This is a genomic window from Burkholderia sp. AU15512 (assembly GCF_002223325.1).
In the GTDB taxonomy this organism is placed as follows: Bacteria; Pseudomonadota; Gammaproteobacteria; order Burkholderiales; family Burkholderiaceae; genus Burkholderia.
This window is the reverse complement of record NZ_NKEX01000006.1, coordinates 1,903,790-1,925,239: the sequence shown is the minus strand read 5'-3', so window position 1 is coordinate 1,925,239 and position 21,450 is coordinate 1,903,790. Positions and strand designations below refer to the sequence as shown.

At 67.3% G+C, this 21,450-nt stretch carries 21 protein-coding genes; 9 read left to right on the top strand and 12 right to left on the bottom strand.

Features of this window, described 5'->3' with window-relative positions; genetic code table 11:
• The first annotated feature begins 101 nt into the window (after positions 1-101).
• The 3 genes from CFB43_RS27930 to CFB43_RS27920 all read left to right on the top strand — a co-directional run bounded on the left by CFB43_RS27930 (position 102) and on the right by CFB43_RS27920 (position 3,122).
• Positions 102-485 carry a tautomerase family protein gene (locus CFB43_RS27930; RefSeq protein WP_089497415.1) on the top strand — a complete coding sequence of 128 codons (384 nt, stop codon included), beginning with the start codon at positions 102-104 and terminating at the stop codon, positions 483-485.
• Between the two features lie 126 nt (positions 486-611).
• On the top strand, positions 612-2,237 hold the full coding sequence (locus CFB43_RS27925) for a CHAD domain-containing protein (RefSeq protein WP_089497414.1): 1,626 nt from the start codon (positions 612-614) through the stop codon (positions 2,235-2,237).
• Positions 2,238-2,285: 48 nt separating this feature from the next.
• Entirely contained in the window at positions 2,286-3,122 is an 837-nt protein-coding gene (locus CFB43_RS27920; protein WP_089497413.1) for a TOBE domain-containing protein, read from the top strand.
• A 167-nt stretch (positions 3,123-3,289) separates the two neighbouring features.
• Here CFB43_RS27920 and CFB43_RS27915 read toward each other — a convergent pair whose 3' ends face one another.
• The 4 genes from CFB43_RS27915 to CFB43_RS27900 all read right to left on the bottom strand — a co-directional run bounded on the left by CFB43_RS27915 (position 3,290) and on the right by CFB43_RS27900 (position 6,371).
• Positions 3,290-3,991 (bottom strand): sulfate/molybdate ABC transporter ATP-binding protein, encoded by a 702-nt coding sequence (locus CFB43_RS27915; RefSeq protein ID WP_089428017.1) that lies wholly within the window; start codon positions 3,989-3,991, stop codon positions 3,290-3,292.
• Between the two features lie 55 nt (positions 3,992-4,046).
• On the bottom strand, positions 4,047-4,724 hold the full coding sequence (gene modB / locus CFB43_RS27910; RefSeq protein WP_089457806.1) for a molybdate ABC transporter permease subunit: 678 nt from the start codon (positions 4,722-4,724) through the stop codon (positions 4,047-4,049).
• 10 nt (positions 4,725-4,734) lie between these two features.
• Positions 4,735-5,535: a molybdate ABC transporter substrate-binding protein gene (modA, locus tag CFB43_RS27905; protein ID WP_089497412.1), complete on the bottom strand. Its 801-nt coding sequence runs from the start codon at positions 5,533-5,535 to the stop codon at positions 4,735-4,737.
• Between the two features lie 137 nt (positions 5,536-5,672).
• Positions 5,673-6,371 carry a phosphatase PAP2 family protein gene (locus CFB43_RS27900; protein WP_089497411.1) on the bottom strand — a complete coding sequence of 233 codons (699 nt, stop codon included), beginning with the start codon at positions 6,369-6,371 and terminating at the stop codon, positions 5,673-5,675.
• A 247-nt stretch (positions 6,372-6,618) separates the two neighbouring features.
• On the opposite strand from CFB43_RS27900, the gene CFB43_RS27895 reads away from it, so the two are divergent.
• Positions 6,619-7,728, top strand: a complete 1,110-nt coding sequence (locus CFB43_RS27895; RefSeq protein WP_089497410.1) for an extracellular catalytic domain type 1 short-chain-length polyhydroxyalkanoate depolymerase — start codon at positions 6,619-6,621, stop codon at positions 7,726-7,728.
• 81 nt (positions 7,729-7,809) lie between these two features.
• Complete coding sequence (locus CFB43_RS27890) at positions 7,810-7,986, top strand: DUF3563 family protein (RefSeq protein WP_069251078.1); 177 nt, start codon at positions 7,810-7,812, stop codon at positions 7,984-7,986.
• A gap of 113 nt (positions 7,987-8,099) precedes the next feature.
• Here the strand turns inward: CFB43_RS27890 and CFB43_RS27885 are convergent, their stop codons facing one another.
• The 5 genes from CFB43_RS27885 to CFB43_RS27865 all read right to left on the bottom strand — a co-directional run bounded on the left by CFB43_RS27885 (position 8,100) and on the right by CFB43_RS27865 (position 11,601).
• Positions 8,100-8,519, bottom strand: a complete 420-nt coding sequence (locus CFB43_RS27885; protein ID WP_039358076.1) for an organic hydroperoxide resistance protein — start codon at positions 8,517-8,519, stop codon at positions 8,100-8,102.
• Positions 8,520-8,675: 156 nt separating this feature from the next.
• On the bottom strand, positions 8,676-9,128 hold the full coding sequence (locus tag CFB43_RS27880) for a MarR family winged helix-turn-helix transcriptional regulator (RefSeq protein ID WP_089428013.1): 453 nt from the start codon (positions 9,126-9,128) through the stop codon (positions 8,676-8,678).
• Between the two features lie 177 nt (positions 9,129-9,305).
• Positions 9,306-10,115, bottom strand: a complete 810-nt coding sequence (locus CFB43_RS27875; protein ID WP_069251080.1) for a BPSS1780 family membrane protein — start codon at positions 10,113-10,115, stop codon at positions 9,306-9,308.
• Positions 10,106-11,104: a homoserine kinase gene (locus CFB43_RS27870; RefSeq protein WP_089497409.1), complete on the bottom strand. Its 999-nt coding sequence runs from the start codon at positions 11,102-11,104 to the stop codon at positions 10,106-10,108. Before CFB43_RS27870 ends, CFB43_RS27875 begins: the two co-directional genes overlap by 10 nt.
• 101 nt (positions 11,105-11,205) lie before the next feature.
• Positions 11,206-11,601: a hypothetical protein gene (locus CFB43_RS27865; protein ID WP_021160838.1), complete on the bottom strand. Its 396-nt coding sequence runs from the start codon at positions 11,599-11,601 to the stop codon at positions 11,206-11,208.
• A gap of 129 nt (positions 11,602-11,730) precedes the next feature.
• Between CFB43_RS27865 and CFB43_RS27860 the strand changes: the two genes are divergently transcribed.
• Positions 11,731-13,257, top strand: coding sequence for an AMP nucleosidase (locus CFB43_RS27860; RefSeq protein WP_089428010.1), 1,527 nt, complete (start codon positions 11,731-11,733; stop codon positions 13,255-13,257).
• Positions 13,258-13,383: 126 nt separating this feature from the next.
• On the opposite strand, the gene CFB43_RS27855 is transcribed toward CFB43_RS27860, so the two are convergent.
• Together CFB43_RS27855 and CFB43_RS27850 are read right to left on the bottom strand one after the other, a co-directional pair.
• Complete coding sequence (locus CFB43_RS27855) at positions 13,384-13,680, bottom strand: hypothetical protein (protein ID WP_089497408.1); 297 nt, start codon at positions 13,678-13,680, stop codon at positions 13,384-13,386.
• Positions 13,681-14,067: 387 nt separating this feature from the next.
• The gene (locus CFB43_RS27850; RefSeq protein ID WP_089497407.1) at positions 14,068-14,826 is read right to left on the bottom strand and encodes a TIGR00730 family Rossman fold protein; all 759 of its coding nucleotides are present in this window, start codon (positions 14,824-14,826) and stop codon (positions 14,068-14,070) included.
• A 1-nt stretch (position 14,827) separates the two neighbouring features.
• Here CFB43_RS27850 and polA point away from each other — a divergent pair, with 1 nt between their 5' ends.
• The 3 genes from polA (at position 14,828) to CFB43_RS27835 (ending at position 20,485) form a co-directional block, all read left to right on the top strand.
• Positions 14,828-17,581: a DNA polymerase I gene (gene polA / locus CFB43_RS27845; protein WP_089497406.1), complete on the top strand. Its 2,754-nt coding sequence runs from the start codon at positions 14,828-14,830 to the stop codon at positions 17,579-17,581.
• Between the two features lie 269 nt (positions 17,582-17,850).
• Positions 17,851-19,185, top strand: coding sequence for an NAD(P)/FAD-dependent oxidoreductase (locus tag CFB43_RS27840; RefSeq protein WP_089474427.1), 1,335 nt, complete (start codon positions 17,851-17,853; stop codon positions 19,183-19,185).
• 424 nt (positions 19,186-19,609) lie between these two features.
• Positions 19,610-20,485, top strand: a complete 876-nt coding sequence (locus tag CFB43_RS27835; protein WP_069251089.1) for a dienelactone hydrolase family protein — start codon at positions 19,610-19,612, stop codon at positions 20,483-20,485.
• Positions 20,486-20,539: 54 nt separating this feature from the next.
• Here the strand turns inward: CFB43_RS27835 and CFB43_RS27830 are convergent, their stop codons facing one another.
• Positions 20,540-21,409 carry a sulfurtransferase gene (locus CFB43_RS27830; protein WP_089497405.1) on the bottom strand — a complete coding sequence of 290 codons (870 nt, stop codon included), beginning with the start codon at positions 21,407-21,409 and terminating at the stop codon, positions 20,540-20,542.
• Between the last annotated feature and the right edge of the window lie 41 nt (positions 21,410-21,450).

The window sequence follows — 21,450 nt, the reverse complement described above, 5'->3', positions numbered from 1 at the left end:
GATGAAATATTCATCGATGACTGTTCATTATAGTTCGGCGCGCCTAGCCTGACGCTGTGTTTCCGTTCTTCAACGTCAACTTCACCGACAGGAGCAGGACCATGCCATTCACCCGTATCGCAGTGCGCGAAGGCAAGCCGGCCGCTTATCGTGCGGCGCTCGTCGACGGCGTGCATCGCGCGCTGATGCACACGTTCAACGTGCCCGAGGACGACATCTTCATGGTCGTCACCGAGCATGCGGCCGAGAACTTCGTGTTCGGTCGTCACTACCTCGATATCGAACGCAGCGACAATCTCGTGATGATCCAGATCACCGCGAACAACACGCGTACGCTCGAGCAAAAGCGGGCGCTGTACCGGGCGATCGCGGACAACCTCGCGCAGCAACCGGGCGTGCGGCAGCAGGACGTATTCATCAGTCTTGTCGAGGTGCTGAAGGAGGACTGGTCGTTCGGCAACGGCCTCGCGCAATACGCCGTTTGACCTGCGACAGCACGACAGGGCCGGATCGTCGCCGGCGAGTTTGGGCGACGTGTACTATGGAAGCAGCTTCACGGTCGACGCCGGCGCGGATGATGCGCCGGCGATTCTTCATGTGCAGGAGCCTCCATGTCGCGTGTGCTGGAAATCGTGTTGTCGCTGTCGCTGGAAGGGTGGCCGGTCAAGGCCGCGAGTCGCGCCCGGGGGGCGCAGCGTGATTTCGGCGCCGAACTCGTGCGGGCGTGGCGGATCTGCCCGCAGGTCCGGATGCGCCGCGGCCATGAGCGCGTGACGATCGAGCCGTGCCAGATCGAGGAGGCCGAGTCGAGCCCCGGCGCGAGCTGGTGGACGTGGGTCGAGTCGAATGCGCACGGCAGGCGGGTGGTCGCGTCGCGCACGACGGCATTTGCGCCAGGCGTCACGGCGCGCGAACTGTTCGACGCGGAGCATGCGGGTATCGCCGTCGCGATGCCGCTGCCCGTGCCCGCGGCGGCCGCTGCCGATGCACCGGCAGATGAAGTGGATGCCGTCGCGCCCGACGCCGCAGTGCCCCCGGCCCCGAGCGTGCAGCCGGAATCGTCGGCGCTGCGTGTCGTCAGCGAACGGCGGCGCGGGCGCTGGGCCGACGACAGCGGCGTCGTGGTCGAGATGACGCTCGACGACGTCACGCTGCATCGCGGCAGCGAGCCGCCGCGCCGCTTCGTCGAGCTGCGCCTTGCGGCGCCCGACTGGGAGACGCTGCCCGCGCGTACCGCCGCGCTGCATGCGCTGTTTGCCGCCGCGCGCGAATTGAGCGGCGCGTGGCCCGCATTCGTGCAATTGACGAGCGTGATCGATCGCGCATGCGCGGCCGAGCCGGCCGCCGACGGGCCCGTCAAGGCCAAGCCCGTCGACCTGACCGGCGTGCGCTCGCAGCGCACCGCGCTGTTCGCGCTGGCCGGCGACATCACCGCGCAGTGGCTCGGCAACGAGGGCGGGGTGCTCGAGCACGACGATCCCGAATTCGTGCACCAGATGCGTGTCGCGCTGCGCCGCCTGCGTACGCTGATGCGCTTCTTTCCGCGCTTTACCGACCGCCAGTGGCGCGACACGCTCGGTGTCGACCTGCGCTGGCTTGCGTCGCTGCTCGGCACGGTGCGCGACTGGGACGTGTTCGCGACCGAAAGCCTGCCCGCGCTGATCGCGGCCGACGGCGGCGACGGCGAGTGGAACGGTACGCTCGACGCCGCGCGTGCGCAGTGCGCGGCCGCGCGGGCCGAGTTGCGCCAGGCGCTGCATTCGGCTCGCTATGCGCGGCTGACGCTCGGCTGGCTCGAGTGGCTGAGCTCGCTTGCGCTGCCGCCGGCCGAGGACGGCGACGCGCCTTCGCTGCGGCGCCACGCGACGAAGCGCGTGCGGCGGCTGTTCGGTCATCTGTACGCGTCACCGTCGCTGACGTCGCTCGACACGGCCGCGCGCCATCAGGTGCGGATCGATGCGAAGCGGCTGCGCTATGCGCTCGAATTCTTCGCGTCGCTGGCGTCGCGCCGCACGCGCACCGACACGGTCAAGACACTCGCGCGCGTGCAGAGCGTGCTCGGCGAAGCGAACGACACGATGGTCGCGCTGCAGCACCTCGAAAAATTGGCTGCGCCGCCGTACCAGCTCGGGTTCGTGCGCGGCTACGGCGCGGCGCTCGAGCAGCGCGCGGCGCGCGACGCCGAGACGTTGCTGGCCAGCCTGCGGCCGCCGAAGCTCGACGGCAAGCCGGGTTGAGCCGCACGCGCTGACTATAATGGCCGCCCGATTTCCCTACGCATCCCGATGACCGACGCACCGCATTCCTTCCCGTCCGCCGAACCGCTCGAACTGGGCGGCGAGCTGTGGCTGCGCGCCGGCGAGCAGACGCTCGGCGGCGCCACGCGCATCGCGTTGCTCGCGGCGATCGGCGACACCGGTTCGATCACGCGCGCGGCGAAGGCCGTCGGCCTCAGCTACAAGGCCGCGTGGGATGCGGTCGACACGATGAACAATCTGGCCGGCGAACCGCTCGTCGCGCGCTCGACGGGCGGCAAGGGCGGCGGCGGTACGACGCTGACGCAGCGTGCGACGTCGCTGATCGCCGCGTTCCGCACGATCGAGCGCGAGCACCGCCGGTTCATCGAGGCCGCGAGCGCGGCCGTGGCCGGGTTCGACGTCGACTGGGCGCTGATCGGCCGGATCGGGATGAAGACCAGCGCCCGCAACCAGTGGTTCGGCAAGGTCGCATCGATCGTGCGCGGCACCGTCAACGACGAGGTCACGCTCACGCTGCCCGGCGGGCAGCCGATCGTTGCCGTGCTGACGCACGAGAGCGCCGATGCGCTCGGCCTGCAGGTCGGCGCGGACGCCTGCGCGCTGGTGAAGGCATCGTGGGTCGTGCTCGCGGTCGACGATGGCGAACCCGAGTTGAAGGTGTCCGCACGGAATCAACTGCGCGGCAGTGTGGAAACCGTCGCGGCGGGGGCGGTGAACAGCGAGGTGACGCTGGCGCTCGACGGTGGCGGGACGCTGACGGCCGTCGTGACCAACGACAGCGTCGAGGCGTTGCAACTCGACGCCGGCGAGCGGGCGATCGCGCTGTTCAAGGCGTCGAGCGTGATTCTTGCGGTGACGGGCTGACGAGGCAGGCCGGGCGGCGCGCGTCGACGATCGTGTGACGGGCGGGGCGAAGCCGGCATCGCACAGCGCTCGCACGGCACCGGCTTCGTTTCCGCTTTCAGCAAATGCCGCTATGCGCGGCTTCTCCCAGGCTCCAACCTGCCTGCCACGACCACGGCCTCGCGCGCTCAGGTGACGCGCGTCGGCCACTCGGCGTGCGGCGGAGCCGCCTGCACGCGTCCTTCGCTCAACTGCACGACCTGGTCGCCGAACGCGGCGACGTCGTCGGGATCGTGCGAGATCAGCACCATCGGGATATCGAGCCGCGCCTGCAGCTCGGCGAGCTCGTGACGCATGCGCTGGCGCATGGCGCCGTCGAGCGCCGCGAACGGTTCGTCGAGCAGCAGGATCCGCGGTTGCGCGACCAGTGCGCGCGCCAGCGCGACGCGCTGTTTCTGCCCGCCCGACAATTGCGACGGATACTGCCCCGCGAGCGCCTCGAGATCGAACGCCTGCAGCCAGTACGCGACTTCCGGCGGCACCGTCTTCGCGCGCGGGTTGCGCAGCCCCGACGTGAGCCCGAATGCAATGTTCTGGCGCACGTTCAGATGCGGAAACAGCGCGTAATCCTGGAACAGGTACGCGACGCGCCGCTCGCGGGTCGGCACGTCGATGCGGCGCGCGGCGTCGAACAGCGGCTCGCCGTTCAGCGTGATCGTGCCTTCGTCGGGCGACAGCAGGCCGGCGATCGCCTGCAGCGTCATGCTCTTGCCCGCCCCGGACGGCCCGAACAGCACGACGCGCTGCGTCGTTGCCGTGAACGACATGTCGAGCGTGAAGCGGCGCTCGGCGTTCGCGTAGGTCTTGCGGATGTCGACGACGAGGCTCATGCGTGCCTCCGTCGAAGCCGCCCGATAACGAAAGACGATGAACGAGGCGAGTGCATCATGTCAGCTGGCCCCGCCGGGCACGCGACGGCACGAGCCAGCCGGTCGCGAGCAGCACGAGCACGCAGGTGATCGATGTCACCAGCACGAGGAAGTTGGCGGTGCTGTCGTCGCCGGCCTGCACGGCCGCGTAGATCGCGACCGACAGCGTCTGCGTGCGGCCGGGCAGGTTGCCCGCGATCATCAGCGTCGCGCCGAACTCGCCGAGCGCACGCGCGAACGCGAGCAGCGCGCCCGCGAGAATGCCGCGCGTGGCGAGCGGCAGCGTCACGCGGAAGAACACCGCGACTTCGCCGAGCCCGAGCGTGCGCGCGGCGCGCTCGAGATGCGGATCGACGCCTTCGAACGCGGCCCGCGCCGATTTCAGGATCAGCGGAAACGCAACGACCATCGACGCGATCACCGCGCCTTGCCACGTGAAGACCAGTTCGATGCCGAGCGTGTCGAGCCACGCGCCGAACACGCCGCGGCGGCCGAGCAGCACGAGCAGGTAATACCCGAGCACCGTCGGCGGCAGCACGAGCGGCAGCGTCAGCACGGAATCGACGACGTCGCGCAGCGGCGAGCGCCAGCGCGCGAGCATGAACGCGGCCGCGACGCCGAGCACGATGTCGAGCGCGGTGGCCCAGCCGGCAACCTTCAGCGACAGCAGCAGCGGTACCCAGGCGTCTTGCATCGCGCTACGCTCACTTGCCCGCGGGCTTGAAGCCGAACGTCGACAGCACGGCCTGGCCCTGCGGCGACGCGACGAAGTCGATGAACGACTGCGCCTGCGCGGCGTGGCGGCTGTCCTTGACCACGGCGATCGGATAGGTGATGGCCGTCTTCGTCGGCACCGTCAGCGCGACCTTCACGCGGCCCGGCATGATCGCGGCGTCGGTGCCGAACACGAAGCCCGCATCGACTTCGCCACGCGCGACATAGTCGAGGCTCTGGCGCACGTTGGCGGCCAGCACGCCCTTCGCGCTGACGGCATCCCACACGCCGGCCGCGCGCAGCGCGCCTTCCGTGTAGCGGCCGACTGGCACCGATGCCGGGTCGCCGTACGCGATGCGCTTCACGCCGGGCGCGGTCAGGTCGTTCAGCGCCGTCGGCGCGGCGGCCTTGCTGTCCGCCGGCACGATCAGCACGAGCGAGTTCGCCGCGAAATCGCGACGCGTGGCGGGCACGATCACCTTTTCGTCCGCCGCGCGATCCATCGCCTTCTGGTCGGCCGACGCGAACACGTCGGCCGGCGCGCCCTTGGCGATCTGCTGCATCAGCACGTCCGACGCGCCGAAGTTGAACAGCACCTTGGTCTCCGGATGCTGCTTCTCGTACGCGTCACCGACGGCCTTGAACGCGTTCGTCAGGCTGGCGGCGGCCGACACGACCAGTTCGTCGGCAGCGGACGCGGGCGCGCTGACCGTGATACCGGCAGCGGCAAGCGTGGCGATCGGCAGCAGGCGAAGCAGGGTGCGGCGAAGCGAGCGGACGGTTGAGCGCATGGTGGATTCGTGTTGAATGGGTGGAAACCGTAATCGTAATATAGGGCGGGTTATAACGCTCGACATACCGCTCATGCGACGGCGCGCATGTAATGGTCAGACGTGAAAAGCGGCGAACGCGGCGGCCGGGTGGCCGGTCACGTACGGAGCGTGTGCGGCGACGACTGGGTGCGCTGCAGCGACGACGGCTGCGAAGCAGGGCGGTAGTTCGGGTTGGCCTTCCAGCGCGCGCGGACGAACGGACGCTCGTGGCCCGACAGTTGCAGCGCCACCTTGGTGACCCAGCGATGTGACGGCACCGTGATGCCGTGCAGCGCCACGGTGACGAGCGCGAGGCTCGCGACGACCGCGGGCACCGACCAGCGGTGCGGCACCGCGCGCCACGAACCGGCGATGAACGCGATCGCGGCGATCGCGCCGACGATGCAGCCGGTGATCGATTCGGACGGCGAATGGGCATCGAGCGCGACGCGCGACACGCCGACCGCGACGCCGGCCGCGAGCCCGAGCGCGATGCCGGCGAGTCGCACCGGTGTGCGGGTGCGGATCAGCGCCAGGAAAATCGCGACCGGATAAACCGACGTCGACAGCATCGCATGGCCGCTGAACCCCGTGAAATCCCACTTGCGGATGCCGATCCCCCAGCCGAGGAACGCGATCTTCGTGAGCGCGACCACGCCGATCGCGGCCGCGAGCACGCCGAGCCACGCGGCCGCGCGCTCCCACGAATAGCCGAGCGCGAGCCAGACGGCGATCGTGATCGCGAGCGGCAAGGTCAGGCCGGCGCCGCCGAACGCGGTGATCATGATCCACAGGTGAGACGACAGGTCGAACATCGGGAAGGGGGCGAACGAAGGCGGGAGGATGCTTAAATCAACGCGCGAGCCGGAAAGAACGACTACAACGGATACAAGCGGCGAAGCCCCAGTATAGCGCCGCGTGCGCATGAGCCCCGTTTTTTGCGCGGCCGGGAACGATCCGCATGCAGGAAAAGTCCGAGAAACAATGTTATGGTGCATTGCACAAAGACGAACGATGCATCCGCTGTGGTGCCCCTATTTTTCCTGACTGCGAGCCCGATCGATGACCAAAAGTCTGACCAAGGTGTGGCTGGGCGGCATGAAACGCATGCTGTCTCCTGTCGCCAAGCGCTCGGCGCGCGATGCGCAGCGCATCACACGCGATGCACTCGAGGCCGCGGCCTCCGCCGCCGTACCCGATCCGTCCCCGCCGCGCGAATCGCGCGTGCGACCGCGCGCGGCCGCATGGGCGGCCGGCGAATGGACGCGCGGCGAACATCCGATGGCGCCCGCGCTCGGGCGCCTCGTCCAGAATCTCGCGTACGGCCTTTATGTGCCGCCCGGCCGCCGGCGTGGCGCGATACCGCTCGTGGTGATGCTGCACGGCTGCCAGCAGTCCGTCGACGAATTCGTGCAAGGCACGCGGATGAACCTGCTGGCCGACAAGCACGGCTTTGCGGTGCTGTACCCTGAGCAGTCGCTGCGCGCGCACGCGCACGGCTGCTGGCACTGGTATGAAGACACCGACCGCGCGGGCCGCGGCGAGGCGAACGCGGTGGCGTCGCTCGTCGACGCCCTCGTCGACGAACACGGTTTCGACGCGTCGCGTGTCTATGTCGCGGGGTTGTCGGCCGGCGCGGGTCTCGCGTCGCTTCTTGCACTGCACCGTCCGGATCGTTTCGCGGCGGTGGCGCTGCATTCGGGCCCGGCGCTCGGCGAGGCAACCTCGGGCATTACCGCGATGGATGTGATGCGGCGCGGCGTGCGCCAGAACCCGGCGGCGGCCGTCGACGCGCTGGTCGATGCCGCCGCGTATCCGGGCATGCCGGCGCTGGTCGTCCAGGGCGACGGTGACCACGTGGTCGCGCCGAAAAATGCCGACCAGCTGACGGTGCAGTTCATGCGCCTGAACGGGCTTGCCGACAGCCGCGGCGCGTTGCGCGGCGGCGAACGGGTCGAGACGCGCGACGCGGGCGCGCAGATCACCGATGTCTGCCGCGACGGTGAGCCGGTCGTCCGGCTCTGTCATGTGAAAGGGCTCGACCATGCGTGGGCCGGCGGCGACGAAGCCGTGCCGTTCCACGCGGCGGTCGGCCCCGATGCGAGCGCGATGATCTGGGCCTTTTTCGAGACCCAGCGCCGCACTGTGGCGACCGAACGACGCACCGTCTGATCGACGCTGGCCAAAGCCTAGGGTTTTCCCTATAATTCGGGAAAACCCTAGTCAAAGAACCTTTGGATTGCGAGATCAACCATGTACCTGCTGAGCCACCTCTTCCTGATGCTGACCAAGAACGCTGAAAAGGCCTCGAAAGAGCGCGCCGACGCGTACCTGGCCGAAGCCACCGACATCTATGATCTCGAATTCCGCATGCGCAAGATCGATCGCGAAGCGGCGATGAACCGCCCGTACACGTTCGGTTCGCGCTAAGGAGCGCGGGGCGGGCAGTCAGGTCCGCCGCTCCGGCGAGTCACGCAGCAGAAAAGGGCGCGTGCGGCACCATGCCGCACGCGCCCTTTTTGCATTCCAGGCCGTGTGTCGCGTCAGACGACCGTCAGGCGCACCGGCACGTTGTTACGCGTCGCGTTGGAGTACGGGCACACGTGGTGCGCCTTTTCGACCAGCGCTTGCGCGTCGGCCTTGTCGAGCCCTGGCAGCGATACGCGCAGTTCGATGTCGAGACCGAAGCCGCCTGCGTCATTCGGGCCGATGCCCACTTCCGCCGTGACCTGCGTGTCGGCCGGCAATGCCTTCTTGTCCTGGCCGGCAACGAATTTCATCGCGCTCAGGAAACAGGCCGAGTAACCTGCGGCAAACAGCTGCTCCGGATTCGTGCCTTCCGCGCCCGTGCCGCCGAGTTCGCGCGGTGCGGCCAGCTTCACTTCCAGCTTGTTGTCAGCGGATACCGCGCGGCCGTCGCGGCCACCCGTGCTCGTGGCGCTGGTCTTGTACAGAATGTTCATCGTGCAGCTCCTGTCTGGAAAAGGGAGGAAAAGCGGCCCGGTCGAACGGGGTGTCGCCGGCCACGCACAAACAATAGAACACAAATCATTTGTGTGCAAATGAATTTTTGAAGAAAAGGCACGACAGTGTCGGGCCGGTTGATCGAGGCTCGGCCGTCAGCGTTCGTTGGCAGCCGACAGTGCGTCGCGCAACTGCTGAAGATCGGCGCGCAGCCTGACCAGGAAGTCGGGCGATTGCTGCATCGCGCAAAAGAGATCGGCGGGCACGGAGCGCGCGCGCTCCTTCAACGCACGGCCTTCCGGCGTCACAAGGACGTTCACGATGCGTTCGTCGGCTGCGCTGCGCACACGCTCGACGTAGCCGAGCGCCTCCAGCCGCTTCAGCAGGGGCGTGACCGTGGCCGGGTCGAGGTCGAGCCGCGCGGCGATGTCCTTCACGGCGATGTCGTCGCGTTCCCACAGCACGAGCATCGCGAGATATTGGGGATAGGTCAGCGACAGCTTGTCGAGCAGCGGCTTGTACGCCTTCGTCATCGCGTGCGAAGTCGAGTAGAGCGCGAAGCAGAGTTGCTCGTCGAGTGTCTGAGGCAGCGGAGGCAGGCGGTCCATGATTCGGGCGGCGCGGCGAACGCGCGAACAATTTGTACGCAAATTATTTTGCGCGCAAAAGATCCGGATGAACAGGGGCGAGCGGGGGCTGCCGGAGGCGGGGGAAGGGCGGGGGCGCCGGGAGGCCACCCGCTGCGGAGAACGGCGGGCCGGCGCCGCGCGCCGGCCGGAGAGACTTCAGCGACCCGACGTGGTGGTCGTCGCGCCGGGTTCCTGTACGCCGAAGCAGCCGCGATAGGTCGCGTAGAACGAGCAGTACAGCATCGTGACGATGATGATCGTCACCGGCATCATGATCGTCAGCGCATAGGCGCCGGCGCCGAGCGCCTGCAGCAGCAGCGACAGCGCGAGCGACGTGCCGAGCGCGACGGCGAACCACAGCACGCCGTACACGACGAACGCGCCGCGATTGCGCCAGCAGCTCACGACGCTGAAGAACAGCGCCTTGGCGGGCGGGACGTCATGCCACGCGACCAGCACCGGCGCGAACCAGAACAGCATCGCGACCGGCAGGTACAGCAGCGTCGCGAAGAATAGTGCGCCGAGCGTGCCTTGCGCGGCAAGCGCTTCCGGCGTCGTGCTGGCTTCGTCGGCCGCGCCCATCATCACGTGGAACAGCGCGCCGCCGTCCACGAACGACGACGCGGCGAACACGATCACCATCGACGCGACGTAGATCACGCCGAGCACGAGCAGCCGCTGGGTTGCGACGGTGCCGTACGAGCGGAAGCCGTCGACGAGGATCGTCGGCATCACGGGCTTGCCGGCCACCGTGTCGCGGCACGCGGCCATGAAGCCGACCGCGACGCCGGGAATGAATACCAGCGGCAGCGCGGAGCCGATCACGGGCACCATCGATATCAGCGTGATCGCCAGCAGGTACGTGAAGAACAGCGTGATGAACGCGAGCGGGTTCCGGCGGAACAGCCAGACGCCTTGACGGAACCAGACATAGCCCGTTTTGGCGGGCACTTCGATCAGTTGCATGCGGTGTGGATCTCGGGAAGCGCGGGCGTATGCGCGATACGCTCGCGCAGGATGCGTTCGAAATGGCCGGGGTCGTGCGGCTTGAGCATCTCGGCCGCGCGCGGCAGGTAGAAGTCGTACAGGCGCGACACCCAGAAGCGGTACGCGCCCGCGCGCAGCATGTCGCTCCAGTGGCGGCGCTCCTCGGCCGTGAACGGCCGGACCGTCTGGTACGCGCGCAGCAGCGCGTCGGCGCGCGCGACGTCGAGCACGCCGGTCGCGAGGTCGACGCACCAGTCGTTGACCGTGACCGCGACGTCGAACAGCCACTTGTCGCAGCCCGCGAAATAGAAGTCGAAGAAGCCGCCGAGCCGCACGGCGTGGCCGGTGCCGGGCGCCGCGTGCGCGAACAGCACGTTGTCGCGGAACAGGTCGCAATGGCACGGCCCGGCCGGCAGCGCCGCGTAGTCGTCCGACGCGAAGAAGCTGGCCTGGTGCGCGAGTTCGCCTTCCAGCAGCGCGCGCTGCTCATCCGTGATGAACGGCACGATCGCCGGCACGTTCTCCTGCCACCACGGCAGGCTGCGCAGGTTCGGCTGGTTGCGCGGATAGTCGCGGCCGGCGAGGTGCAGGCGCGCGAGCATCTGCCCGACCTCGATGCAGTGTTCGACCCCCGGCGCCAGTTCGGCCGAGCCGTCGAGCTTCGTGACGATCGCGGCCGGCTTGCCGTGCAGCATGCCGAACAGCGCGCCGTCGTCGCGCGGGACCGGATCCGGCACCGGCACGCCATGGCCGGCGAGGTGGCGCATCAGGTCGAGGTAGAACGGCAGCTGTTCCGCCGTGAGCTTTTCGAAGATCGTGAGGACGTATTCGCCGCGCGTCGTCGTCAGGAAGAAGTTGCTGTTCTCGATACCGGACGGAATGCCGCGGAACGCAAGCACGTCGCCCAGTTCGTAGTGGCGCATCCATTGCGCGAGATCGGAGTCGGAAACAGCAGTGAAAACGGCCATGCGGGATGCGTCAGGTCAGGGTGTCGGCACGCGGGCGGCGTGCGTCGCGACATCGGGTGAAGGGAGGCGGCGCGCGGCGTTCGGTGCCGCGCGCCACGGAATCAGTAGCGCAGGTTCAGCGACGGCAGGCGCGTGATCGGGATGCCCGCGTCGTGCGGCTTCGGCGACGTGTCGGGCGTCGAGCTCATCTGGTAGCGCGTGCCGAAGTTCGACTTCACGTCGATCTCGACCGGCTTGCCGCGATCGCGGTACTCGGTGACTTCGGTGCCGTTCTTGCTCTTTTCGTGAAAGCTCGGCGTGCGGCGGATGTCGGCGAAGTCGACTTTCGACGTGACTTCGGCGCCCGGCCGGTTGATCTTGCGGAGATCGGGCAGGCCGGCGGCCTCGTTGGCCTCGGCCCGAGCCTGCGCGTCGGCGTCAGGCGTGCCGCCGGCGGCGTAAGCGGCGCTGGCGGCGGCAAACGCGGCGGCAGCGACGACGAGAATGAGCGGCTTCATGATGAGTCTCCAGTGAACCCACCGATTTTAGCAAATACTGCGCCCCATCCGGCCCTCGCGTGCGTAGGGGCAGCCATAAAGGCGACCGGGTTCCGTGGTAATGTCGTCGGATCAGACGAGGTAATCAAAATGAAGAACGACTTGAGCCGCCGGCACCGTGTGCTGACGCCCGAAAGCCCGTCGGTCGAGGCTTTCGACGATCCGATCGCCGCCGTCGCGCGGCTGTCCGCCATTTACGACACGAACACGGGCTTCCTGCGCGATGCGTTCGCACGCTATCGCCGCCACGAATCGATTACCGAGCACGTGCGCGCGTGCTACCCGTTCGTGCGGATCCGCACCGACGTCAACACGCACGTCGATTCGCGGCGCTCGTACGGTTTCGTCGCGGGCCCCGGCGTATTCGAGACGACGGTCACGCGCCCCGATCTCTTCGCGAACTACTATCGCGAGCAACTGCGCCTGCTGGCGAAGAACCACCATGTGAAGATCGAGATCGGCGTGTCGTCGCAGCCGATTCCGATCCATTTCGCGTTTCCGGAAGGCATCCATCTCGAGGGCGAGCTCGACCGCGACCGCCTGCTCGCGATGCGCGACATCTTCGACACGCCCGACCTGTCGTATCTCGACGATCGCATCGTCAACGGCACGTTCGAGCCGGCGCCGGGCGAGCCGCACCCGCTCGCGCTGTTCACGGCCGCGCGCGTCGACTTCTCGCTGCACCGGCTGCGCCACTACACGGCGACGTCACCCACGCATTTCCAGAACTACGTGCTCTACACGAACTACCAGTTCTACATCGACGAGTTCGTGAAGCTGGGCCGCACGGTGATGACGGAGAGCGACGATCCCGAGGTGCGTGCATACCGGAGCCAGTACAGTGCGTTCGTCGAGCCGGGCGATGTCGTCACCTACAACGCGAACCTCGGCAGCGAGCCGGCCGAGGGCAACGCGCCGCCGCGCCTGCCGCAGATGCCCGCGTATCACCTGAAGCGCGCGGACGGCAGCGGGATCACGATGGTCAACATCGGCGTCGGCCCGTCGAATGCGAAGACGATCACCGATCACATCGCGGTGCTGCGTCCGCACGCGTGGGTGATGCTCGGTCACTGCGCGGGGCTGCGCAACACGCAGCGTCTCGGCGACTACGTGCTCGCACACGGTTACGTGCGCGAGGATCACGTGCTCGATGCCGACCTGCCGCTGTGGGTGCCGATTCCGGCGCTGGCCGAAGTGCAGCTCGCGCTCGAGCGCGGGGTGGCCGAGGTCACCCAGCTCGATGGCGTCGAACTGAAGCGCGTGATGCGCACGGGCACGGTCGCGAGCGTCGACAACCGCAACTGGGAGCTGCGCGACCATCGCGAACCCGTGCAGCGTCTGTCGCAGAGTCGCGCGATCGCGCTCGACATGGAAAGCGCGACGATCGCCGCGAACGGCTTCCGTTTCCGCGTGCCGTACGGCACGCTGCTGTGCGTGTCGGACAAGCCGCTGCACGGCGAGCTGAAACTGCCGGGCATGGCCGATACGTTCTATCGCGGGCAGGTCGACCAGCATCTGCAGATCGGTGTGAAGGCGATGGAGATCCTGCGCACGAACGGGCTCGACAAGCTGCATAGCCGGAAGTTGCGGAGCTTTGCGGAAGTGGCGTTCCAGTAACGTCGACGGCACCGCGCCGTAGCGCCCGCAACGGCAAAGGCCGCACGCGAACGTTGGTTCGCGTGCGGCCTTTTGTTTTTTGCCAGTGCTTCAGTGCCCGGGCCGAACGGCCCGGCGGTCATGCGCTCAGCATTCACCCTTCTTCGCGTGTCCCGGCGGGCAGTGATAGCCGCGATCGCCGTGGCCGTGATGACGTTCGTGATCTTCCCACTCGCGGCGTTCCCAGTAGCGGCGGCCGTCCCAGTAGCGGTCGCCATGCCAGCCGACGATCACCGCGGGTGCCGGAGCGACCATGACGGGCGCGGGCGCGACGACGACCGGTGCGGGCGTGCCGATATTGACGTCGACGTTGACGGCGTGGGCGAGGCCGGACAGCGAAAGGCCGAGGCCGGCGAAGGCAAGGGCGATCAGCGAGCGTTGCATGTTCTTTTCCGTGGTGTCGTTATAAAAGGCCGGCGCGACGCGATGGAAGCGAGGGGGACCGTTCCACCGGGGGAACGCCGCACCGACACATGCAGTGTGCTGGCGCGCGACGGAAAATGCGAGGCGGGGTTGTTACGGAGGATTGGCGGTCGGCAGGCGCCGGATGCGGGCGTCGGGCCGTGTCATTTGACAATGGCGGCCTGCGTGTGCGGAAGACGGCGCGCGCCGCACGGCACCGGCTGCGCGGATTTGACATTCGGCGGCGCGAGGCCACGAAGCGCGATTAATGGCGCGTTACAAAGTGACACGCGGCAGACGGCGGAATCGCCACGTCTGCCGCGCGGGAGGGGCGCGCCGGCCGTCGGGCCGGCGGTCGTCATGGATGGATTACAGGTAGAACATCCGGTCTTCTTCGGGGCGCGGCGGATGGCCTTCATCGTCCGAACCTTCTTCCTCGCCGCTGTCCTCGTAGAACGCGAGCACCGCGTCGAGCACCTGGTCGGGATCGTCGATCACCTGCATCAGGTCCATGTCTTCCGGATTGATGAGGCCCATCGGAATCAACTGGTCGCGGAACCACTGCAGCAGCCCCTTCCAGAACTCGCTGCCGACGAGAATGATCGGCACGAGGCGCGACTTCTTCGTCTGGATCAGCGTGAGCACTTCCGACAGTTCGTCGAGCGTGCCGAAGCCACCCGGCATCACGATCACCGCATCCGAATTCTTCACGAACGTGACCTTGCGCGTGAAGAAGTGGCGGAAGCGCAGCGAGATGTCCTGATAGTGGTTGCCGGCCTGCTCGTGCGGCAGCTCGATGTTCAGGCCGACCGACGGTGCTTTACCGGCGTGCGCGCCCTTGTTCGCCGCTTCCATGATGCCGGGGCCGCCGCCGGAGATCACGGCGAAGCCGGCGTCGGACAGCTTGCGTGCGATCTGCACGGCGAGCTTGTAGTGCGGCGTGTCGGGTTTGAGGCGGGCAGAACCGTAGATGCTGACAGCCGGGCGGATCTCCGACAGGTACTCGGTCGCCTCGATAAACTCTGCCATAATCGTGAACATCTGCCACGATGCGCGCGCCTTCTTGGCCGTCGCGCGTTCTTGATCTGCGAGCGAACGCAGACTCGGAATCACTTTTCTCTTGTTCATAATGCCTGAAGAACGAAATCTGGAAGGTAAGACCCTGCTATTGGTTGACGGTTCGAGCTATCTGTATCGGGCTTACCATGCGATGCCTGATTTGCGTGGCCCTGGCGGGGAGCCGACCGGAGCGCTCTACGGAATCATCAACATGCTGCGCCGTATGCGCAAGGAAGTCAGTGCAGAGTATAGCGCTTGCGTGTTCGATGCAAAGGGCAAGACGTTCCGTGACGACCTTTATGCCGACTATAAGGCAAACCGTCCGTCGATGCCGCCCGACCTGGCGTTGCAGGTCGAACCGATCCACGGCGCCGTGCGCGCGCTCGGCTGGCCGCTGCTGATGGTCGAAGGCGTCGAGGCCGACGACGTGATCGGCACGCTCGCGCGCGAAGCCGAGCGGCATGGGATGAACGTGATCGTGTCGACCGGCGACAAGGATCTCGCGCAGCTCGTCACCGACCACGTCACGCTCGTCAACACGATGACCAACGAGACGCTCGACCGCGATGGCGTGATCGCGAAGTTCGGCGTGCCGCCCGAGCGCATCATCGACTACCTCGCACTGATCGGCGATACCGTCGACAACGTGCCGGGCGTCGAGAAGTGCGGGCCGAAGACGGCCGTGAAATGGCTCGCGCAATACGACAGCCTCGACGGTGTGATGGCGCACGCGGGCGAGATAAAGGGCGTGGTCGGCGACAACCTGCGCCGCGCGCTCGACTTCCTGCCGCTCGGCCGCAAGCTCGTGACCGTCGAGACGGCCTGCGATCTCGCGCCGCATCTCGAATCGATCGAGGCGTCGTTGAAGACCGACGGCGAGGCACGCGACCTGCTGCGCGACATCTTCGCGCGCTACGGCTTCAAGACCTGGCTGCGCGAAGTCGACAGCGCGCCGGCGGAAGGCGGCGGCGCCGACGCGCCGGAAGGCGAGCCGGCGCCGGTGGTGGCGGCCGACATCGTGCGCGAATACGACACGATCCAGACCTGGGCGCAATTCGACGCGTGGTTCGCGAAGATCGACGCGGCCGAGCTCACCGCATTCGACACCGAGACGACCGCGCTCGACCCGATGCTCGCGCGGCTCGTGGGCCTGTCGTTCTCGGTCGAGCCGGGCAAGGCGGCGTATCTGCCGGTTGCGCATCGCGGCCCCGACATGCCCGAACAGCTTCCGCTCGACGAAGTGCTCGCGCGCCTGAAGCCGTGGCTCGAATCGGCTGATCGCAAGAAGGTCGGCCAGCACCTGAAATACGACGCGCAGGTGCTCGCGAACTACGACATCGCGCTGAACGGCATCGAGCACGACACGCTGCTCGAATCGTACGTGGTCGAATCGCATCGCACGCACGACATGGACAGCCTCGCGCTGCGTCATCTCGGTGTCAAGACGATCAAGTACGAAGACGTGGCCGGCAAGGGCGCGAAGCAGATCGGCTTCGACGAAGTCGCGCTCACGCAGGCCGCCGAATACGCGGCCGAAGACGCGGACATCACGCTGCAACTGCATCACGCGCTGTATCCGCAGGTCGCGCGCGAACCGGGCCTCTTGCGCGTGTACCGCGAGATCGAGATGCCCGTGTCGCTCGTGCTGCGCAAGATGGAGCGCACGGGCGTGCTGATCGACGACGCGCGGCTGCAGGCGCAGAGCACCGAAATCGCGACGCGCCTGATCGAGCTCGAAGCGCAGGCATACGAACTGGCGGGCGGCGAATTCAATCTCGGCTCGCCGAAGCAGATCGGGCAGATCTTCTTCGAAAAACTGCAGTTGCCGGTCGTGAAAAAGACGCCGAGCGGCGCGCCGTCGACCGACGAAGAAGTGCTGCAGAAGCTGGCAGAGGACTACCCGCTGCCGAAGCTGCTGCTCGAGCATCGCGGGCTGTCGAAGCTGAAGTCGACCTATACCGACAAGCTGCCGCGCATGGTGAACCCTTCAACGGGTCGCGTGCACACGAACTACGCGCAGGCCGTCGCGGTCACGGGCCGCCTGGCATCGAACGATCCGAATCTTCAGAACATTCCGGTGCGCACGGCCGAGGGGCGGCGGATCCGCGAGGCGTTCATCGCCTCGCCGGGCCACCGGATCGTGTCGGCCGATTATTCGCAGATCGAACTGCGGATCATGGCGCACATCTCGGGCGACGCGTCGCTGCTGCGCGCGTTCTCGCAGGGCGAGGACATCCACCGCGCGACGGCCGCCGAGGTGTTCGGCGTGACGCCGCTGGAGGTCAATTCCGACCAGCGCCGGATTGCGAAGGTGATCAACTTCGGGCTCATCTACGGGATGAGCGCGTTCGGGCTTGCGTCGAACCTCGGTATCACGCGCGATGCGGCGAAGCTCTATATCGACCGTTATTTCGCCCGCTACCCGGGTGTCGCGCAGTACATGGAAGACACACGCTCGGTTGCGAAGGAGAAGGGCTACGTCGAAACCGTTTTCGGCCGCCGCCTGTGGCTGCCCGAGATCAACGGCGGCAACGGTCCGCGCCGCCAGGCGGCGGAGCGCGCGGCCATCAATGCGCCGATGCAGGGCACGGCGGCCGACCTGATCAAGCTGTCGATGATCGCGGTGGACGACTGGCTCACGCGCGACAAGCTCGCGTCGCGGATGATCATGCAGGTGCACGATGAACTGGTGCTCGAGGTACCCGACGGCGAGCTGTCGCTGGTGCGCGAAAAACTGCCCGAAATGATGTGCGGCGTGGCGAAGCTGAAGGTGCCGCTGGTGGCCGAAGTGGGCGCCGGCGCGAACTGGGAAGAGGCACACTGACGCACCGTTGCGCGGTTCCCGATTCCTGCGGCATATTGTTGCAGGGATGCTGAATATCGAGATGGTTTGCTTGTGGTCAACGCGCAAGCTCCCGGACAATGCATGTCATTGACGCGGGGGCAGCGCGCCCCGCGTTCCGGATTGGGCGAATCGAAGTGCTTCGAACTGCACATCGATGATGTCCGAACCGGTTAATCCACCGGGTCGCGCGAATGCATCGCGTTCGCATCGTCCGGCGGCAGCAGTTTCGAATCGCAAAGGGGGAACAGATGCATCGGATCATCATCGTAGGTGGAGGCGCGGGCGGCCTGGAACTGGCGACGCGGCTCGGCGACCGTTACGGCGCGCGCGGCAATCGTTCTGCGCGTGCGCTTGTCACGCTCGTCGACCGCAATCCGACCCACATCTGGAAACCGCTGCTGCACGAGGTCGCGGCCGGCAGCATGGACCCGTTCACGCAGGAGCTCGAATACGCGGCGCAGGCGCGCTGGCATGGCTTTGAGTTCCAGCAGGGCGGGTTGACCGGGCTCGATCGCGCGGCGAAGCGCATCACGCTGTCACCCGTCAACGACAGCGACGGCGAGGAGTTGTTGCCGGCGCGCGAGCTGGAATATGACACGCTCGTGATCGCGATCGGCAGCACGACTCACTTCTTTGGCGTGCAGGGTGCGGCGGAAAACGCGATCGCGCTCGATACCGTGGGCGAGGCCGAGCGCTTCCGCAAGCGGCTCATCGCCGCGTGCATGCGCGCCGAGCATCAGGCGCCGGCGCCGACCGCGCCGGGTGAAGCGGCCGAGCCGCGCATCCAGGTCGCGATCGTCGGTGGCGGCGCGACCGGCGTCGAGCTGTCCGCCGAGCTGCGCAACACCGCGCAGGTGTTGTCGGCCTACGGGCTGCACAAGCTCGACCCGCGGCACGACGTCGGCATCGTGCTGATCGAATCGGGGCCGCGGATCCTCCCGGCGTTGCCGGAGCGCGTGTCGTCGGCGACGGCCGAACTGCTCGAAAAGATCGGCGTGCGGCTGATGCTCGCCGAGCGCGTGACCGAGGTGGCGCCCGGGGCCGTCCATACGGCGAGCGGCAAGACAATACGTGCCGACCTGACGGTCTGGGCCGCGGGCATCAAGGCGCCGGCCGTGCTCGCCAATCTCGATGGCCTCCAGGTCAACAAGCTCGGCCAGCTCGACGTGCGCCGCACGCTGCAGACCTTCACCGACGACAACGTGTTCGCGCTCGGCGATTGTGCGGCATGCGCATGGCCCGGCAACGAGCGCAACGTGCCGCCGCGCGCGCAGGCTGCGCACCAGCAGGCGAGCTTCCTGCTGAAGGCAATCGGCTGCCGGCTCGATGGGCGTCCGCTGCCCGAATTCACCTATCGCGACCTGGGCTCGCTCGTGTCGCTCGGCCATTTCAGCGCGGTCGGCAACCTGATGGGCGGGCTGATCGGCGGCAACATGCTGATCGAAGGGCTGTTCGCGCGCTTCATGTACATGTCGTTGTACCGGATGCACATCGCCGCGCTGCACGGCTATCCGCGCATGATGCTCGACACGGTCGCGCACTGGCTGCGGCGCACGACGCTGCCGCGCGTCAAGCTGCACTGAGCGCGCGTTCGCGCGTGAGGCGGGCGGGGAGCGCGCAGGTCGGGCGTCGTTCTCCGCCCGTTGTTCCTTGCGGGCAGCCGGGCTGTCGTGCCGGCGTGTGACGGGCAACATCGACCGCGTGTTTTTCGATTCAATCGGCAAGCATCCGATCGCGCAACGGCGATCGGCATGCGGCCTGTTGCATCGCGATTCGACGGGGTGCCCGCGGTGTTTGGCGCGACGATCGACGTGGCGATTCAACACGCCGTAATCGAGTCTTACATATCCGACAGTTGACGCGACAACGGATTATTGGGCATCTTGTCCGGGTTTCCGTTCGCGGCGGGGTGCCAACCGCTGCGACATCCGCGCCGTGCGCCGGCGCGATGCCCCGTCATGCCGTGTCCGTGATCGTGACGGCGGCCCCCAATCGAGGAGTGCATTCATGTTGAAACCCGAAGTCGACAGCCTGGTTCCCCACGTTCCGTTCTCGCGCCGCAAGTTCATGCAGGCCGCGCTGGGCGGTGCCTTCGCGGCGGCCGTGCTGCCCGTGTCGGCGCAGACGGTCACGACCGACAGCGAAGGGCTGGACGTCGACACCGTCGAGATCCGCTCGGGCGACGCGAGCGTGCCCGCGTATCGCGCGCAGCCGAAGGACAAGACGAACCTGCCGGTCGTCATCGTGATCCACGAGATCTTCGGCGTGCACGCGCACATCGCCGATGTCTGCCGCCGCTTCGCGAAGCTCGGCTATCTCGCGATCGCGCCGGACCTGTTCGCGCGGCAGGGCAATGCGGAGAAGTATCCGACGATCAAGGACCTGGTCGAGCACATCGTCAGCAAGGTGCCGGACCGGCAGGTGACCGAGGATCTCGATGCGACCGTCGCGTGGGCCGGCAAGAACGGCGGCGACCTGTCGCGTCTCGGCGTGGTCGGGTTCTGTTGGGGCGGCCGCCAGAGCTGGTTGTATGCGGAGCACAATCCGCACGTGCGTGCGGCCGTCGCATGGTACGGGTTCGTCGAAGGCAAGACCGACGAGATGACGCCGTTCAACCCGGTCGATCATGCATCGTTGCTGAAGGTGCCCGTGCTCGGGCTGTATGGCGAGAAGGATGCGAACATCACGCAGGCGTCGCTCGCCGACATGCGCAAGGCAATCCAGACGAGCGATTCGAAGCTCGCGCGCGAATCGGAGATCGTCGTGTACCCGGATGCCGGTCACGCGTTCTTTGCCGATTACCGGCCGAGTTATGTGAAGGCCGACGCGGAGGAGAGCTGGAAGCGCGCGATCGCGTGGCTCCGCAAGTACGGCGTGATGTAAACGGCAAGCGGCGGCATGGGCCGCCGCTTCGTTGCGACTGCGCCGCGCCGGCGCTTACGGTGTCGGGCCGGTCGCGATCGGCCGCGACGGGTCCGCGCTCCACTCGCTCCACGAGCCCGGATACAGCGATGCGCCGTGCAGGCCCGCAACTTCCAGCGCCAGTGCGTTGTGGCATGCGGTCACACCGGAGCCGCATTGTAGGATCACGCGGTTCGGTTCGGTGCCCGCCAGCACGGCGGAAAACGCCTCGCGCAGTTCATGGCCGGTCTTGAAGCGGCCGTCGGCGGTGAGGTTGTCCTTGAAGAAGCGGTTGCGTGCGCCGGGAATGTGGCCACCCACGCGATCGATCGTTTCGTTTTCGCCGCGGTAGCGATCGGGTGCGCGCGCATCGATCACGACACGCGTGGGTGCGTTCACGTTGGCGAGCACGGCTGCCGCGTCGACCGTCGATTCGAGCGGCGCGGCCGCACGGAAATCGCCGGCTGCCGGGTGCGGTACGTCGGCCGTCAGCGGCTGGCCGGCCGCTTCCCAGGCCTGCAGGCCGCCGTCGAGCACGGCAACCGAATCGTGCCCAAGCCAGCGCAGCAGCCACCACAGGCGCGCCGCATAGGCGCCGCCTTGTGCGTCGTACGCGACGACCTGCTGGCCTTGCTTGAGGCCGCGGCTCGCGAGCAGCGTGGCGAGTGCGTCGCGGGTCGGCAGCGGATGGCGGCCGTTGGTGCCCGTCTTGCGGCCCGACAGGTCGCGGTCGAGATGGAGGTATTGGGCGCCGGGGAGATGGCCGGCCGCATAGGCGGCCTCACCGGCGGCGGGATCGACGAGATCGAAGCGGCAGTCGAACAGCGCGACGCTGCCGGGCGCCGCCGCCAGGCGCTCGGCGAGATTGGCGGCGGAGATGAGCGTGGTGTAGTGAGTGTGTGGCATGACGGCTCCCTGGAGTGCGAATGGCCTGACATTCCAAGTCT

Coding starts and splice junctions, on each gene's coding strand:
- CFB43_RS27850 (WP_089497407.1), bottom strand. CDS start 14,826: ATGAACAAGAGAAAAGTGATTCCGAGTCTGCGTTCGCTCGCAGATCAA.
- polA (WP_089497406.1), top strand. CDS start 14,828: ATGCCTGAAGAACGAAATCTGGAAGGTAAGACCCTGCTATTGGTTGAC.
- CFB43_RS27880 (WP_089428013.1), bottom strand. CDS start 9,128: ATGGACCGCCTGCCTCCGCTGCCTCAGACACTCGACGAGCAACTCTGC.
- modA (WP_089497412.1), bottom strand. CDS start 5,535: ATGCGCTCAACCGTCCGCTCGCTTCGCCGCACCCTGCTTCGCCTGCTG.
- CFB43_RS27840 (WP_089474427.1), top strand. CDS start 17,851: ATGCATCGGATCATCATCGTAGGTGGAGGCGCGGGCGGCCTGGAACTG.
- CFB43_RS27900 (WP_089497411.1), bottom strand. CDS start 6,371: ATGTTCGACCTGTCGTCTCACCTGTGGATCATGATCACCGCGTTCGGC.
- CFB43_RS27870 (WP_089497409.1), bottom strand. CDS start 11,104: ATGGCCGTTTTCACTGCTGTTTCCGACTCCGATCTCGCGCAATGGATG.
- CFB43_RS27920 (WP_089497413.1), top strand. CDS start 2,286: ATGACCGACGCACCGCATTCCTTCCCGTCCGCCGAACCGCTCGAACTG.
- CFB43_RS27915 (WP_089428017.1), bottom strand. CDS start 3,991: ATGAGCCTCGTCGTCGACATCCGCAAGACCTACGCGAACGCCGAGCGC.
- CFB43_RS27860 (WP_089428010.1), top strand. CDS start 11,731: ATGAAGAACGACTTGAGCCGCCGGCACCGTGTGCTGACGCCCGAAAGC.
- CFB43_RS27865 (WP_021160838.1), bottom strand. CDS start 11,601: ATGAAGCCGCTCATTCTCGTCGTCGCTGCCGCCGCGTTTGCCGCCGCC.
- CFB43_RS27890 (WP_069251078.1), top strand. CDS start 7,810: ATGTACCTGCTGAGCCACCTCTTCCTGATGCTGACCAAGAACGCTGAA.
- CFB43_RS27830 (WP_089497405.1), bottom strand. CDS start 21,409: ATGCCACACACTCACTACACCACGCTCATCTCCGCCGCCAATCTCGCC.
- CFB43_RS27885 (WP_039358076.1), bottom strand. CDS start 8,519: ATGAACATTCTGTACAAGACCAGCGCCACGAGCACGGGTGGCCGCGAC.
- CFB43_RS27855 (WP_089497408.1), bottom strand. CDS start 13,680: ATGCAACGCTCGCTGATCGCCCTTGCCTTCGCCGGCCTCGGCCTTTCG.
- CFB43_RS27925 (WP_089497414.1), top strand. CDS start 612: ATGTCGCGTGTGCTGGAAATCGTGTTGTCGCTGTCGCTGGAAGGGTGG.
- CFB43_RS27930 (WP_089497415.1), top strand. CDS start 102: ATGCCATTCACCCGTATCGCAGTGCGCGAAGGCAAGCCGGCCGCTTAT.
- modB (WP_089457806.1), bottom strand. CDS start 4,724: ATGCAAGACGCCTGGGTACCGCTGCTGCTGTCGCTGAAGGTTGCCGGC.
- CFB43_RS27875 (WP_069251080.1), bottom strand. CDS start 10,115: ATGCAACTGATCGAAGTGCCCGCCAAAACGGGCTATGTCTGGTTCCGT.
- CFB43_RS27835 (WP_069251089.1), top strand. CDS start 19,610: ATGTTGAAACCCGAAGTCGACAGCCTGGTTCCCCACGTTCCGTTCTCG.
- CFB43_RS27895 (WP_089497410.1), top strand. CDS start 6,619: ATGACCAAAAGTCTGACCAAGGTGTGGCTGGGCGGCATGAAACGCATG.